Here is a 14,888-nt window from a genome sequence, read left to right as displayed (position 1 = left end):
GCTATAGATGGGGGTACAGATGAGAGAAGAAGAACGAATCAGGGCAATTGTGAAGCAAGAACTCGAGGAACCATTAGATGAAGTCAAAAAAAGTCTAAAAACCTCCTTTAGCCGGCAGAACATCAGCCTGAAGGCGGACTTGGAGGATATAGCAACTCAGATCGGGGAGCTAAATACAAACCTGAAAGCGGAGATAGAGAATATCTCGGCTCAGGATAAAAAGGAGCACATCAAGGTTAAAGATGACATCGAGACCTTGACAGGGCAGTTGGACAGCCTTGACGAGACCCTTACGATCCTTACCAGTAGGATTGAGACGTTTGATGATGAAATTAGCAACCGCTGGAGCCTCGTTGTCAAGCTCAGAAAGTACACACTAGACCAGCTTATGTCTGAATATAAGCGGTTAACCATTAATATGCGCCCGGGGAAAAACGAAACGGATGAGAAAATAGAAGAATGACGGTTTCCCAAGGTCTCGCGGTTCTCGTATTTGTTGTCGTTTTCATACTAATTGCAATTGAAGCAATCCACCGGACCTACGCTTCTATGCTAGGCGCGTTGATCTTCGTTATTTTAGGTGCGATCAAACCGGAGGACATCATCGCACGAGACTTATTAGACATGGAGATCTTGGCTGTGGTGTTAGGGCTATTTCTCCTCGTACGAGGGGCTGAAAGGTCAGGGCTATTTCAATTTCTAGCGGCCAAAATAATGAAGAACTCTAAAACCCCCACCGCCTTCGCAGCGATACTGCTCTCCTTCACGGTTTTCCTCGCAATCTTCGTGAGCAACATTGGGGCGATGCTGATCATGGCGAGCATCACTATTACGATGGCACGGAGCCTAAAAATCAGGCCTCAGATCCTCATGATTTTCCAGGCGGTAGTAATCAACATAGGAGGGATGACCCTCTGGACGGGGTCTATTCCCAACATCATCATCGGAATTGAGGGGAATCTCAGTTTTATGGATTTCATAGTTCACATAATGCCCCTTGGGATCATCCTCTATATAACAACACTAATCATTTTCGTCCGACTCTTCAAGAAGGATTTCACTCCCCAACCCATGGATGAATTCAAGGATATGGAGTTTGATGAATGGATCGACAGGGCCATAGAGGTGAGCGGCCTAAAAGTTGACGGAATCAACCAAAGTAGCGCCTCTGCTGCAGCGATACTAGTACTTACGATTATAGGCTTCATGACCTACGAAGTCTTTAATCTGACCCCCGCATTCATCGCATTGACGGGGGGTTTACTTATGATGTTCAACCAAACCCGTGAACCCCAGGGGGTGCTCAGGGAGGTAGATTGGTCCACAATCTTCTTCCTCGCAGGGCTTTTTATCATGATCAATGGCCTAAATGAAATCGGTGTAATTGGCGCCCTCGCAGTGTGGCTCTCGAACCTCATTGGAGCTGACCCACTTTACGCCTCCATAAACCTGATGTGGCTCTCAGGGTTCGTCTCCTCGGTTGTGGATAATATCCCCCTCTCCTCCTCCCTGTCTCCAATCGTGAGGGATCTTGCGGCAAATGCGACCTCAAAGCTGCTCTGGTGGGGACTGGTGATAGGGGCAAATCTGGGAGGAAATATGACTCCAATCGGGTCCCCGAGTAATGTAATCACTATTGGGATTTCGGAGCAAGAAGGATACCCCATTAGCTTCACAATGTTCCTGAAGCTGGGATCGACCCTCACCATACTATATTTCATCATATCCACGTTTTACTTGTATTTGCGGTATGCCGTCTTCGCCATTTAGTTAATGAAAAAAACCTAACTGTGATTAACACTCGCTTTGAACATCTTAGGTAAGAAGACCTCAAAGGCGAGTGGACCTTTCTTCACTTTGGGTCCTGTAGGGGATATCACTTGGGACCGACGCATATGTTCCAGGCTATAGTTTGAAATTTCCTAAGTCAATTGCCCACAAAGTTGACTCTCACTCGAGAACTCGTTCCCGCTGCCCCAATTATTGTTTTACAGGTTCGTGAACGTGTTCCTCATAATATACCCCTACTCCTCATTACTGCTAGGACCCTCGTCATAGCTGAAGAGGGCTGATACTCGTGAGATTATGGATCAAAAACGAAAAGTATTTACTTCTCAGCGTTTGTTTCGTGCTGAATGATAATTCTTGTCTTTTTTGACTGGAACTCCTCCGGCAAGGAGCTTAGGAGATGGAACAATCAATTCAAGGAAGCTTGCAGGAAGCACGGTATGATCTTTAAGGGCCTTTATGGACCAATGGGTCAAAAGTTTAACTTTACTTGGATCATAGAGAGCGAAAGTGTTGACAAGTTTATTGAGACCACAAACTCAGTCATCAGGCCTCCCGCTATGACTCACTATATCGTCGAGGTCCTGATTCCCCAATTACTCGATGAATAAAGGATAACGGAAATTAAATCATCTTCATTCGTGGCCGTTCGAAACATTGTAGAGCCTAGTACTTTTATCTATACTTGGTTATCGTATCTCTGTTTTTACCGATACATGATAAAGCCGATAACATCTAAGATTAAGCCGTTGGTGCAAGACCAGCAAGCAACATAGGCCTTGGAAACAGAAGAGAAACTTGTTCAGTGCCCTTTAGCCATTTTCTGACTGATATTTCCACACACGCGCCTGGAAGATGAAAATGGCGTCGAAAACGAGTACATGGAAGATGTTAGAGGACGCCCCTTGGGACCAGATATCATGTCCCATGTAATTCCATCTTTGTATTTTCCGTTCAGGTTGATATCAAAGAAAATAGTTTTCCTTTGTGATAGTTGGAAAAACGGGTCGATAAACTATCTTTCTCGGTCAAGTAACCTTTTTACACTGACTCTTCCAGATGCTAAATATCGAATTAATCCTGATTCGTGTATCAGAGTCTTAAATGGGAGTAAATTGTGAGGCAGTATGGTAACCCAGAGTTTCGTTCAGAGCTTCCTTATACTTATCTCCGCGACCCTCTTTTTAAGCTACATCAGCAACCTTTTCTACGCAAAGACCCGGATTCCCGATATCGTCTGGCTCCTTGGATTTGGCTATCTCATAGGTCCGGTACTGGGCTTTTTTGAGATCGGGACTTTCATGTCGATCTTTCCCCTGTTAATCTTAGTCACGGTCTCTATCTTTAGTTTTGATACGGGAATCAACGTCGACATTTCATCAGTGATGAGGACAGCGGTTAAAGCCCTAATCCTCTCCATGACCACATTCCTCGCCGTCACCTTTATCATAGGTTTCTCTGTGAGCTTCCTCTTCCCCCAACATTTCAAGCTTCTAGAAGGTTTACTGTTGGGGGCGATGATAGGGGGACTCGGAGGTATCTCCGTAACGGGGATCCTAGACCAGCTCAAGACGCTGATCCCATTCATTGAGGATGAAGGGATCGTCCTGAAATTAGAATCGACTATCAGCGACCCTATTAAGGTGGTGGCCTGCGTCACTCTTATCCGAATGATAATGTCCCCTGGGCTCAGCCTTGAGGATGGGTTCAAGGACATTGTGTTCACATTCACGGTCTCGATCCTCTTCGGCCTTATAGTAGGGCTGCTGTGGGCTGAAGTCCTCAACTTCCTCTGGGGCAGGCCCTTCAACTATATGATGACAGTAGCGGCCCTTTTCCCTATCTATATCGCCTCTGAATCGATCGCGGGCACCGGAGGAGGCCCAATAACAGCCCTCGCCTTTGGGCTAACTATCACCAATTATCGATACATCTCCCGAAAGATAGGATCCAACCGTAAGGTCAGGATCAATAAGAAAAGGATCCGAGAGTTTAATATGGAAATTACATTCCTGATCAAGGCCTTCTTCTTCGTTTACCTCGGGCTCACAGTGGAGCTGAGCCTAGAGTACTCTCTGGTGGCCCTAGGGATTGTTACTCTGATGCTTTGCGTACGTTACATGGTGGCCTCAGGAGTGGGGAGCCTCCTCAACTTCACCGTGGGGGAGAGGGTGTTAAGCAGAGTGATCTATCTCCAAGGGACCTCAGCCCTGGTTTTAAGTGAGCTACCAGGGCTCCTGGATCCCATGGGGCAACACCTTGACCTCGATATCTACAAGAACTTTGCCTATCTCATCGTCTTGTTGACTATTATCTTTGTCTCATCAGTTGGGCCTACGCTGGCGAAGAGGCAGCTTAGAACCATGTAAGGAAGAGAAAGCGCCTCAGCTGAGGCTCACGTGATATAGACGTTCATTTTTTCCTTATCAAGAACCGCATTGTGACCCGCCTCCCTTAGCTTCTCAGCGGAAAGTCTTAACCACTTTCCGTGGGATTCGGGATCATCATTACTAAGGTCGAGCTTGGAAAGTTCCTCGTGTCCCTGAAGCCTCGCGGCTTGCATCAGAACGTTCCGAGTAGCCCAGGCATCCATGGCGCACGGATCGGTGCTAGCCATGATAATGTTGAGTCTCGTTGCGTCGTCGTCGTTGCACCGGGGCCCCTTCCCGGGGGTAGAGTTGACCCAGATAGCGTCAAGAACGTTGAGGTCGGGGGCCCGGGTCCGGGCGATCTGGATCCCCATTCCTCCGGTCCGAACGCTCCTGTGGGCGCCACCACCTTGTAGCTTGTCGCTCACTACTCCCATGTAGTGCTTGACACAACCAGTAACACCATAGATAAAGTGGGCCTTGAGCACGGGAACGTTGATGAGTTTCAGCCTATTGGAGTCGTAGGTCTTGGTCTCTGGGTCCCAAACCCCCTCCTTGAAGCTGGTCAAAGTGCCGTGAGCCGTCTTAAACTTAGGGTAGGAGACCCTGATCCCCGTGATTGAGTCAGCGAAGCTCTGGATTACATAGCCGTCACAATCATCTCCCTCCGAGTATTCCCCCACCTCGTTCGAGGTTATCTCATCCCAAAGATATGTGGAGACCCTGTATCCTGGGAAGGACTCGGCGACGACACGGTTTGACTGGGCCCTGTCCTCGGCGTTATTCACCTCATAATCAAAGCTCCCCCCGTGGCGCGTCGAGCCATACTGGGCCTGACCGTTGTCGGCGATGACCACCTCCCCAGTGAAACCATCAGGATGCGAAACGATGGCTTCAATAATCGCCTTAACGAGGTCTGTGTTAGTGCCACCCCGTTGGTCCCATTGGGAATTGACCTTGAGGAGGACTATAGAGTCAGATTGCACCATTCCGTAGAAATCAATGCCTTTCTCCCCCATTAGGTCTATAAGTCTCTTGAATCCACCATCTTTGCCATCTGTGTTCTTGACTACGAAGATGTCAGAGGGTATCTTGCTCGCAGCCTTTGCCTCTTTGAGCTCTAATTCCAATACGTCGTACATGATTCCGTCCTCAATTAAAGTGTAGATACTGATCACTGATTCCATTTAGATATTAATAATCCTTGACCAAACGCTCAAAGATAGGTGGCATAGTAGAAGTAGATAAGGTAGAGCCCCACTATGATGAGGACCGCTCCACTGGATCGCTGGATCCTCTCCGTGGCCATGTTAATCCTCTGAATTAGATAATCCCTAGCCTGGGAGAGGAGGACCGTGGTTACGATTAGGGGTACCCCCATACCCAAGGCGTAGGTGATGAAGCTGAGGACCCCATAGAAGATCCCCTTGGACATGGAGTAGAAGAGAACGCTGACGAAGATGGGGGCGGAGCATCCCACCCCTACAAGCCCATAGACTATGCCAAAGATGTATAGGCCTAGAAATCCCTGCTTCACGGATGGCATGATGTCAGGGTAGATGAATGGCATCTTGAGGTCTAAGAGGTTCCTTAGCCCCATTATAATGATGATGATTCCGGCTACGATGTCCAACTGTGGTATGATCTGGGGGACGAGTTCCCCGAGGCTCGAGGCAAGTCCTCCTACAACGGCGAAAACAGTAATGAGCCCCAAAGTACATGCGAGGCCCCCGGTGAGGGCCTTCACGACCCCGAACTCAGCACCCAGGTAGTAGGAAACATATCCGGGGAGAAGAGCATAACTGCATGGAGAGAAGAGGGAGAAGACGCCGGCGGAGAAAGCGAAGACCAGCCCCGAGAGTTGGAATGCCATCCTATTTTCTACTCGTTGATAAGAGATAATATTTCGGTTTTTAGTTTCAGAGGGGGGACAGGGCCGTGCTTGTATCTTATCTCCCCCTCTCGGTCAATGATGACGAATGTGGGGATACTAGAGATCTTGAACTGTTGAGTCACAGGGGGGTCGGAGAGGTCTCTAGCGTGGATCCATGTTGCCCCAAAGGTCTCGGACCAATCTTCTAGGACTTGAATAGTGTCGTATGCCGGATCAACGGATATCGAGATTATAACAAAATGGTCCCCTATCTCCTCATGGAGAGAGACTAGACTAGGCATGGAGGCCCGGCATGGACCACACCAAGTTGCCATGAAGTCGATGAGCACAACCTCTCCGCTGTAGTCGCTGAGAGTCACGGTATTCCCGTTGATATCTGGGATCGAAAAGTCCATCCTCTCTCTCTGGATCTGCATCAGGAACCAGCCACCGCTGAGGATAGAAACTCCGATAATAGTAGCGATCATGAGGCTAAGGTTTCTGCTTGTGGAACCTGAGATCAACTTCTCGCTTAACTCCCTTAAATGCTAGCTTCTCTACTCGGTCTCGAATAAAACTTAGTAATACGCCTTGGGATTTCTATTAGATCTTTATCCGAGGACCAGCGCAACGAACGTGATGCCTGTGACCCCACCAAAGGAGGAAATCCCTGTGGAGAATGTAGTTGATACACTGAAATCGAGAACAGTTAGGTTACCCAACAGATAGTGATAATAACGTGGGCACCTCCACGATGGCGAGGCCCGCGCGTTAAAAGGTTTGAGCTATCCGGAACTTTTTTTTCACCAGTAGATGGCCTAGAATTATTAGTTTCTAGGCCTATTTGACGAGTTCTCGTTTAAACGATGCAGCATAGGGAGAGCAGTAGAAAACGGTCTCTTCCCCGGTGATATCCTCCCGATGGCCCCCCTCATAGATCTTACAGGCGCAATGAGTGTATATATTGAGGCTTGGTTTTAAGGCAATGGAGACGAGTTGAAAAAAGCGTTGAAAGAGCTTTTGGGTAAGACCCGCCCATCCTCGGTGAGATAATGAACCTTCCGTTCCTTCTTCCCCACCATCTCGATGTTCTGGTCGGCTAGACCATTCTCCGCGAGGTGCTGGCGGAAGGGTTAGACGAGACCGGGCTGATCTTTTTTCCCACCCTTCTTTGGAACTTCCTTATGATACCGTAACCATGGGTAGGACCCGCTTAGAGGATGATGAGGATGTAGAATCTTGTAAAATCGAAGATGAGGCCGTTGAGGTCTGCCACGATGTGAAAATTTCACGAACGGAGATATGTATAGCTTCTCTTAGGGATCCATGAGCAAGAATACCTGAATAAAGCGGTTATCGTACGAGACTCAAGCGCCTGAGCTCATTTTTCACGAAGATCTCCCTCCTCTCATCCGATAGGCTCTTTGTGAATTCATAGATCCTCCTCAAGACTCGCTGGATCTGCCGGATCTCCTCGCCATAAATCTCATCAGGTGATCTCCCATCAAGCATTGCGGTGGCAATAGCCTCCCCCGCAGCAATACCGCTTTCCACAGACCACCTGATCCCCTCACCCGACATAGGGTTGCAGAGCCCCGCAGCATCCCCTACAAGGAGGACTGACCCACGACCTATCCGGAAAAATCCATATGGGATTGGCCAGACCTCTTGGGTCTTCACCTTCTCTTCCTTATACCCGAACTCTTGAGACAACCAGATTTTGAGGGAAGCTAAAGGATCAGGATTGGCTCCCAGGCTCTCAGCTAGCACACCTACACCCATGATAAGAAAGTCGTCCCTGGGCAACACATATCCATAGGAGGGGGAGACAGTACTCTTGAAGAAGGCGTAGAAGTTGTCCCCGATATCTCCATGGGCCTCCACGTGTTCCTGGTAGACATAGAGCTTCCTTTCCTCAGACCCGTAGATCTGCCACCTCACCTGGGAGTTCACGCCATCAGCACCCACTAATGTCCTCGCCGTAACCTTCTTGGTTGCACCATTCGACTCAGCCAATGTAGCCTCGACTTCGCCTTTATCCTTGAAATCAGTCAGAGAGGTCCAAAGAAGCACCTCAACACCTAATTCCATAGCGGCATCGCGTAAGGTCTTGTCAAGAATGTCCCTGTAGACACTGATGAGCTTGTAGCCTTGGACCTTTCCTCCATTACCTCTGCCGCTAGGGGGTACATAGAAGAGACCTAGATTCCTGGGCTGAGAGTAGACCTCATTAGGGACATCAACACCGAGGTGTTCAGTGATCAGATCGATGCAGACACCAGGTAGGATGCCTCCGCACGGCTTGTGTCGGTATGTCCCGCCCCGTTCCACCAATAGGGTATCCAGCCCCTTCCTCGCGCACGTGATAGCAGCCGAAGCTCCAGCTGGACCTCCTCCCACAACGATGACATCGTGGTCAGGCATGACCTCCCCTTCTTCCCGCTGCGTTCATAAGGAGTTTGGCCAGGAGTTCAGTCTTGAGATCAGTCTGGCTCTCGAAGCTGCCTGCGAGGGCCTCCTGCTCTTTCCCGAGGTCGTAGCAGGTATGGTCATCAATGTCTATTAGGACACCCTGGATGCTCGCTGCCTTAAAGTCATCCTGATGCTTCCAGTAGAACCCTTCGCAGCAACACCCAAGGTAGCTCTTGGTGCCCCTCTCCCGGAGCCCCTGAAGGGTCTCCATAAGGTGCTCAAAGTTGAGGATAGTGACAGGTTTCATCCCCGCCTCTTCCACGAGCCTGTGAGCCTCCCCGTAGGAGCATAACCCACAGTCGGTGCACCCATCGGAGAACCTGTATTCGCAGGACGGGAGCTTAGCACAGTATGGGAGTAAAACTGTGTCGCATCCCTCCAAGAAGGGAAGGGGGCCCAGCCCGTTTACCATGTTAAGATGATTCGCCTCCGGGAGGCTAATTCCTAGAGACTCATACCTCGTCTTTTCTAGAGCCTCCATAATTAGCGCAACGAGATCCCCGGGGGAGACCCCAAGAATCTTGGACCCGGTTTCATCGAAGAAGCCGTGCACCACCTCTCGGATATCCTCCTCCCTGCTCAAGGTATTCTTGAGCCTCGCCTCTAGATCCATGACTGCCCTAGAGGGAAACACAAAAAAATCCCCTGTAATAAGGGAGGTTTTGATCAACCCCGCTGGTCGGTCCAAGGAAAGAGAAACTCTAATGAGACCACCAGGGGTCTTTGCAACGGATTTCACCTCAGCGACGCCCTTAAGGGGACGCCGTTGTGAGTGGATCCAATCAGTAGATCCATAGAAGGTGAGGTTTTGAGCCAGTAATCTGCTCTCGGCCCCCGTTAAAAGCCCTGGGATAAGAATGAGGTTGAAGGTCTCCTCAAACCCCCTTATGAGGGCTGCCTTAATTTCCTCTGCAGACGGGGCGTATCCCAGCTCCCATCGGAGGCATGTTACTCTCTCCTTTACCGAGTCGATCTCCTTGTCCTTAAGCTTCATCACAGGGATCCTCAGGACCCTGAGCATCGTATCGACATCGAAATCCACCAGCAATGTCCCCTGGAATAGGAAGGCCCCTTCCCTCTCAGTCCCCCCGGTCCCGGATATCTTCCTCCCCCCGACTTCGATATCGTTCTTGGGGCGGTACACAGCCTCTACTCCCAGAGAGCTTAAGGCTTTCACGACTCCCCTGCAGAGGTTCTCGAAGGTCCCTTGTCCGGCGAAGGAGGGTATCTTCGTCGCAAGATCCGACTTGGAGGCGATGATCTCCCAGCCTAGGGTCCGGGAGCCGAAGTAGATAGAGCCTCCCCCGGTGATCCTCCTATTGATGTCAATTCCGTTATCGAGGCAAAACTCCGCTCTCACCTCCTGCTCCACTGACTGGTGGAAACCCACGAGGACAGCTGCAGGGTCAAACTCCAGAAACCTAATTGTGTTGGGCGCCAGCCCCTGGGCCCTAGCCTGAAGAATTGCCTCATCTAGGGCCATGTTCTCTGCGGCGTTCCGGGGCCCCGTATCCAGAAGCCTCCATTCCTGAGGTCCATGATTAGTCAAGTTCAATGCCCTCCGATGGAGGCCATTATGTCCCTGAAAAGGAGGGAGCAGCATTCGTCGGAGAATCGGATCCCTAGCCCCCTTTCTCTTGCGTGGTTGTAGCCCTTTTCGCTGGGGTAAGCTATACCATTCACCCCGGCTTTAATGGCAAGAACATCGGTACGGGCCTTGTGTTCTCCTCTAGGCCTAGCGCAGCCTAGGATTATAGGGATCTCAGGCATGGCAAGCCTCGAGGCGAGAACGACCCTAGTGATCTCTTCGGGGGAGCTCGGGGTAATGTCATCCATTGGTGTCCCCTCTAACGGCATGAAGGCCACGACCACAACTGCGGCCAGATTGTGCCCGGAGAGAATCTCCAAGGCTCTCCTCTCACCTTCCAGCCTCCCATAGTGGAGCCCTACAACAACGTGGGGAACTATCGGAATGTCGTGTTCCTCGAGGATATAGAGAGATTGGTCATAAGCCTCGACGGTTAGATCCATATGGTAGATTCTACTAATGGTCTTCTCGGATCCAATGATGTCAAGCATCACGGCGTCTATGTTAATATCTGCGAGGGCTTCGGCAAGAACGGGCTCAACCAAACCGGTATGTACGACAATGTCTAAACCCAGCTCTTCTTTTGCCCATCCCATAGCCGGTACGAATTTCTGTAAGGGGACCCCGCCATCGCTTGTTGCCCCCCCGCTTACAAGAAGACCCTTCCCCCCCTTATCCATTATCCTGGTGCAAACCTCCCTAAGCATCTCAGGGGTGGTAGCCGGAATCATGGTCTCTAGGAGCTTCCCCTTACAGTGCTCGCACTGGAGCTGGCAACCGGTACCGGTCACCGAAACGCTTGGAAATCGCCATTTGTTCACCGCCCTATAGAAGGGTGTGTCGTAGTGGATAAACCCCGGGGCGTAGAAGAAAATCTGATCTGAAAACCGTACCCTCGAAATTCGGTATGCATCATCAAACAGGGGGTAGAGCTCATCGAAGGGGAGTTCAAAACATCGGTTTAGGGATTCGTTGATCATGAGATTTCTGCCACCGTTAGCTGTTCTCTGAGGAGACTAAACCACTTTGTATCCCCATCTGGGCCCTCACGATCTTGATATCGTTGATTCGAGGTTTGTATGGAAAGTTCCGCATCTGCCCCTGGAGAGCCTGAAGGGGGGTGCAATTTCCGAAGGGTCTATTACAGGCATTCATGAGAGTCTTCCCGTGGCACCCTGAGGTCATAAAAGGGTAACCCTGGGATATGATCTTATCCAGGGCGGTCTCCTTGATACCATAGTCATTGAGTCTGCCGTCGTGGTCAAAAGTCATCTCACAAGCCCCGGCGGAGCCGTTATCAATAAGATATCTCGCGAGCTGAACTCTCCTATATTGTTCTATTGGGGGCTGATGGCTGTTCTGCATCAAGGATCCCACCTCGGGAAAGAATGAGAAGAGGTGGGTGAAGGCCCCCATATCATGGACCCTTTGGATCGTCTCGATCATCTCCCTCTCGGTCTCCCCAATGCCTACAATGAGATGGACTCCAGCATTCATGATGCCAAAGACCTCTACAGACTCCGAGACCGACTCCCAATATCTATCCCACCTGTGAGGCCCCCGCACGCCTCTGCCCCTAGTCTCGTCGAAGATCTCCTCGGTCGCGGCGTCCACGGCGATGCCCACCATGTCAGCCCCGGCCTCCTTGAGATCTACGAGCCAGTCCCTGTCGATGATGGTGGGAGTGATCAACGCCGAGACCCTCTCCATCACAGGGCTGATCCTAGCCACGACTGTGAGGGTATCATTGAAGGCTCGGGGATTGGTAACCATGGAGACACAAACCCTCTCGACAGCAGGGCAGTCTCCGTCCCTGATCTTGGAGACGACTTCATCAACAGCGACTGTAGGCCACTCGACCCTGATGAAGCTGTTATCGGCCCAGGGCGTCTTCGAGTCCCTGCTCCTAGAGAGGCCACAATAAGCGCATCTTGCTGAGCAGCCCTCGTCGTATGTGAGAAGCAAGTTGAGGCAGTGAAGCTTCGCATCGTTGAGGAACCTCCCTGGGGCTATTCCCATAGTCATTACTGCGGCAGTACTGGTACGGACCCAATCAGGGGACTGACGAATCCCAGTCTTCATTTGTATAACCATCCCATCTCCAAACCTGTTTTCGACATAAAGATCGGAACTCCATAAATAAACTATAGCTCGTGCGCGATTGGCGCTTTCAGCTTAGGCGTGAATAATACCAGAGATAACCTTTCGGGATCTATATAGTGCTTATTACAGGTCCAATGTAGATCCCCGATATATCAGAGATAGATTAGCCCTTGGGATTCTGAGGAATCCAACTTCATGTTGACCCTAAATGGTGAGTTCACTCGTAACCTGGGAGAAAAAGGGCCTCGGCCTCGAACATCTCATCAACCATCCTAAGGGTTTCGTCGATGGTGAGCGTGGAACTAGTAAGGGGGTCGAGAAGGATAGCCTGGAACGCCAGTTCCTTGTCCTTCTTTACGGCTGCTAAGGCCCCTAACTCCTGGACGCTTATATTTAGTCCTATTTAGGGCGGCGCACTGGGGAGGCAGATCCACGACGAAAATGGGTTGGATTCCCGTCTCGTCTACAAGGCAAGGGACCTCCACAATACAGTTCCCAGGGAGGTTGGTGATGAGCCCCGTGTTACTGACATTAGCATTCACCCTCCGGGGGATCCCCGTTTCGATGCTATGAATGATATGGGTGCAGTACTCTGTTGTCCTCCTAAGGGGGATCACCTCCCCCCGCTCCAGGGTCCTCCTCATAATCTCCTCTGCCTTAATCCTGCTAACAGTGAAGTCATTTAAAGTGTCGAGACGATAGTCGAGCTTAAACCTCTTTAGGAGGTCGAGGCGTTTCCTGAAATATGGGACGTACTCTGACATATGCTGGCTAGAATCCGTGACGAAGTAGCCAAAGGCCTTGAATATCTCTATCCGGGTGACATCGTAGCCTGCCCAGTGGGCATCAGGTCTATCATAGACCTCAGGGTCCGTGAACTTCTCCCTGAGGAGGGATAGGCGTCCTTGCCATTCCACTCGAAATCCAAGAACCAGGACATATGGTTGATCCCTGCAACCCTATAGGTGATCTCCTCAAGGGGGCCCCTAGGTAGGCGGCGAGCTCCTTGGATGTGTTCTGGACGCTGTGACAAAGTCCAATGTTCCTAACCCGGGTATAGTCTTTGATAGCCCAAGTGATCATCGCCATAGGATTGGTGTAGTTGAAAAGGAGAGCATCAGGACAGACCTCCTCAATGTCCCTGCAGATCTCGAGGATGATGGGGATGTGGCGGAGACCATAAAAGACTCCCCCAGGTCCAACAGTGTCCCCGATCCCCTGGTAAATGCCGTATTTTGCAGGAATGCTGATGTCAAGCCTGGTTGTCTCTAATCCACCCACTCTAATAGAGAGGATGATATAATCGGCGCCCTCCAGGGCCTTCCTCCTGTCCGAGGTGGACTCCACATCTGTCTTAAAGTCATTTTGGCCCACTAATTTCATGGTATGCGCCTTTATGAGGTCAAGGCGCTCCTCGTCGATATCAACTAGGACAATTGTGCCGTCCCTGAGCTCCGGCCAGGAGAGGAAGTCCCCCACAAGTTTCGCGGTGAAAACGTGGCTCCCAGCTCCTATCATCACAAGTTTGACCATATCAATCTCCTTATGCAACGTGTTTACTCTTTTCCTGACTCTGAAAAGACTTGTGAGACCCAACGATGGTTTCTCCGTTTTGTTGTAAAGACTTTTCAATCCAAAATAGAATATGAAAAAAATGGAAGTAATTAATATCTGTTAAGAGGCTTCTGTTCGGGCTCGTATACGCATGTGTAAGTAAAAAAGAGGGTTCTTGATCAACCTCCAGGTCTGACCTCAAACCTCAAAAACTTCGTGTAGGAAGCGGAGAAGCAAATACCTATGCCAACTACAAGGGTCGCGATGTTAGCCCAGTTGGCTACGAGAACCTCAGACAGACTCCGCACCCTCTTAAACTTATCGTAGCCATAACTCAAAAGGTCAGATGCAGTATTCTCATACAGGTTTGTCGGTGATATTTTCTCTATTCTTGATTGAATTAAATACCTCTGTTTCTCCGTTTCCTCGAATTCTTGTGATGTCTTGAGTTCCTCTCCCGAGATTCTTCGAAAACCACCTCCAGGGAGTGGCACTATTATACTGCTAATTACGGATGCAAAGATACTGATCACAAATACGAAGACCAGCCATGTCGCAATAGAAGATATTAACGAAATGGGCGGCTTCTTAGTAAAGACGGAATAGAAAAGGCCTAGACTCAGCCAGAAAAACAGATAGATCATTGTAAGCATCGTAAAGATTAGGATCTTGGAGATTTCCACGCCAGTTGGCCCAAATCCAAGCATTGGAATGGCAATTCCGGATACTATCAAGATTGTGCCTAAGGTCATGGTGGCAAGAGCAGTTGCACCAGCGATAAATTTGCCATTGATTACAGAGTCTCTGAAGATAGGCTGTCCAAAAAGTACTGATAGCGTTCCGCTAGAACGCTCCTTATTGATTGCGTCAAAGCTTAAGGCCAGTCCAAGAAAGGGCCAAAAGAATACCATGATCTCAAGGAAAGAGAAGTCGAATTTAGTCCCCAAGAAGATGTTTAGGAATCCCATCTCCTCATAGTCCCGAATGAAATCTACGCCCTGATAAGCTGAGAGAGTCGATAGCAGTAGAACTAGACCGAACAGGATGAGGAATCGCTTGCTTCCCAACTGGTCCCTGAGTTCTTTGGCAGCTACGGTGAATGTTCCGGCCAGATCAATCACTCATAGTAGTTCTCACGAGC

The 14,888-nt window shown here is 49.9% G+C and carries 12 protein-coding genes and 1 pseudogene; 4 read left to right on the top strand and 9 right to left on the bottom strand.

The features are described from left to right. Positions 1 to 19: 19 nt before the first annotated feature. The 4 genes from QGG23_03300 (at position 20) to QGG23_03285 (ending at position 4,157) form a co-directional block, all read left to right on the top strand. Complete coding sequence (locus tag QGG23_03300; GenBank protein MDP6048455.1) at positions 20 to 463, top strand: hypothetical protein; 444 nt, start codon at positions 20 to 22, stop codon at positions 461 to 463. After that, positions 460 to 1,770: an SLC13 family permease gene (locus tag QGG23_03295; protein ID MDP6048454.1), complete on the top strand. Its 1,311-nt coding sequence runs from the start codon at positions 460 to 462 to the stop codon at positions 1,768 to 1,770. Before QGG23_03300 ends, QGG23_03295 begins: the two co-directional genes overlap by 4 nt. A gap of 365 nt (positions 1,771 to 2,135) precedes the next feature. Then, complete coding sequence (locus tag QGG23_03290; protein ID MDP6048453.1) at positions 2,136 to 2,399, top strand: hypothetical protein; 264 nt, start codon at positions 2,136 to 2,138, stop codon at positions 2,397 to 2,399. A gap of 516 nt (positions 2,400 to 2,915) precedes the next feature. Then, complete coding sequence (locus QGG23_03285; protein MDP6048452.1) at positions 2,916 to 4,157, top strand: cation:proton antiporter; 1,242 nt, start codon at positions 2,916 to 2,918, stop codon at positions 4,155 to 4,157. A gap of 26 nt (positions 4,158 to 4,183) precedes the next feature. Here the strand turns inward: QGG23_03285 and QGG23_03280 are convergent, their stop codons facing one another. The 9 genes and pseudogenes from QGG23_03280 to QGG23_03240 form a co-directional block, all read right to left on the bottom strand. Beyond that, complete coding sequence (locus QGG23_03280; protein ID MDP6048451.1) at positions 4,184 to 5,344, bottom strand: DUF362 domain-containing protein; 1,161 nt, start codon at positions 5,342 to 5,344, stop codon at positions 4,184 to 4,186. 29 nt (positions 5,345 to 5,373) lie between these two features. After that, positions 5,374 to 6,030, bottom strand: coding sequence for a cytochrome c biogenesis CcdA family protein (locus QGG23_03275; protein ID MDP6048450.1), 657 nt, complete (start codon positions 6,028 to 6,030; stop codon positions 5,374 to 5,376). 8 nt (positions 6,031 to 6,038) lie between these two features. Beyond that, the gene (locus tag QGG23_03270; GenBank protein MDP6048449.1) at positions 6,039 to 6,554 is read right to left on the bottom strand and encodes a TlpA disulfide reductase family protein; all 516 of its coding nucleotides are present in this window, start codon (positions 6,552 to 6,554) and stop codon (positions 6,039 to 6,041) included. Positions 6,555 to 7,383: 829 nt separating this feature from the next. Then, the gene (locus QGG23_03265; GenBank protein MDP6048448.1) at positions 7,384 to 8,454 is read right to left on the bottom strand and encodes a geranylgeranyl reductase family protein; all 1,071 of its coding nucleotides are present in this window, start codon (positions 8,452 to 8,454) and stop codon (positions 7,384 to 7,386) included. Next, the gene (locus QGG23_03260; protein MDP6048447.1) at positions 8,447 to 10,051 is read right to left on the bottom strand and encodes a DUF116 domain-containing protein; all 1,605 of its coding nucleotides are present in this window, start codon (positions 10,049 to 10,051) and stop codon (positions 8,447 to 8,449) included. The genes QGG23_03265 and QGG23_03260 overlap by 8 nt, the downstream gene beginning before the upstream one ends. 2 nt (positions 10,052 to 10,053) lie before the next feature. After that, the gene (locus QGG23_03255; protein MDP6048446.1) at positions 10,054 to 11,070 is read right to left on the bottom strand and encodes a radical SAM protein; all 1,017 of its coding nucleotides are present in this window, start codon (positions 11,068 to 11,070) and stop codon (positions 10,054 to 10,056) included. Between the two features lie 16 nt (positions 11,071 to 11,086). Continuing rightward, the gene (locus QGG23_03250) at positions 11,087 to 12,184 is read right to left on the bottom strand and encodes a radical SAM protein (GenBank protein ID MDP6048445.1); all 1,098 of its coding nucleotides are present in this window, start codon (positions 12,182 to 12,184) and stop codon (positions 11,087 to 11,089) included. A gap of 226 nt (positions 12,185 to 12,410) precedes the next feature. Then, a pseudogene (melA, locus tag QGG23_03245) lies at positions 12,411 to 13,726 on the bottom strand (alpha-galactosidase). A gap of 200 nt (positions 13,727 to 13,926) precedes the next feature. After that, complete coding sequence (locus QGG23_03240; protein MDP6048444.1) at positions 13,927 to 14,868, bottom strand: ABC transporter permease subunit; 942 nt, start codon at positions 14,866 to 14,868, stop codon at positions 13,927 to 13,929. Between the last annotated feature and the right edge of the window lie 20 nt (positions 14,869 to 14,888).

Source organism: Candidatus Bathyarchaeota archaeon (genome assembly GCA_030739585.1).
Lineage (GTDB): Archaea > Thermoproteota > Bathyarchaeia > TCS64 > TCS64.
Note: the sequence above shows the minus strand (reverse complement) of the source record. Positions and strands in the feature narration are given on the sequence as shown.

What these genes read in the sequence shown, in the direction of transcription:
- QGG23_03250 (MDP6048445.1), bottom strand. Translation starts at nt 12,184, where the DNA reads ATGGTTATACAAATGAAGACTGGGATTCGTCAGTCCCCTGATTGGGTC.
- QGG23_03280 (MDP6048451.1), bottom strand. Translation starts at nt 5,344, where the DNA reads ATGGAATCAGTGATCAGTATCTACACTTTAATTGAGGACGGAATCATG.
- QGG23_03300 (MDP6048455.1), top strand. Translation starts at nt 20, where the DNA reads ATGAGAGAAGAAGAACGAATCAGGGCAATTGTGAAGCAAGAACTCGAG.
- QGG23_03285 (MDP6048452.1), top strand. Translation starts at nt 2,916, where the DNA reads ATGGTAACCCAGAGTTTCGTTCAGAGCTTCCTTATACTTATCTCCGCG.
- QGG23_03275 (MDP6048450.1), bottom strand. Translation starts at nt 6,030, where the DNA reads ATGGCATTCCAACTCTCGGGGCTGGTCTTCGCTTTCTCCGCCGGCGTC.
- QGG23_03290 (MDP6048453.1), top strand. Translation starts at nt 2,136, where the DNA reads ATGATAATTCTTGTCTTTTTTGACTGGAACTCCTCCGGCAAGGAGCTT.
- QGG23_03265 (MDP6048448.1), bottom strand. Translation starts at nt 8,454, where the DNA reads ATGCCTGACCACGATGTCATCGTTGTGGGAGGAGGTCCAGCTGGAGCT.
- QGG23_03255 (MDP6048446.1), bottom strand. Translation starts at nt 11,070, where the DNA reads ATGATCAACGAATCCCTAAACCGATGTTTTGAACTCCCCTTCGATGAG.
- QGG23_03295 (MDP6048454.1), top strand. Translation starts at nt 460, where the DNA reads ATGACGGTTTCCCAAGGTCTCGCGGTTCTCGTATTTGTTGTCGTTTTC.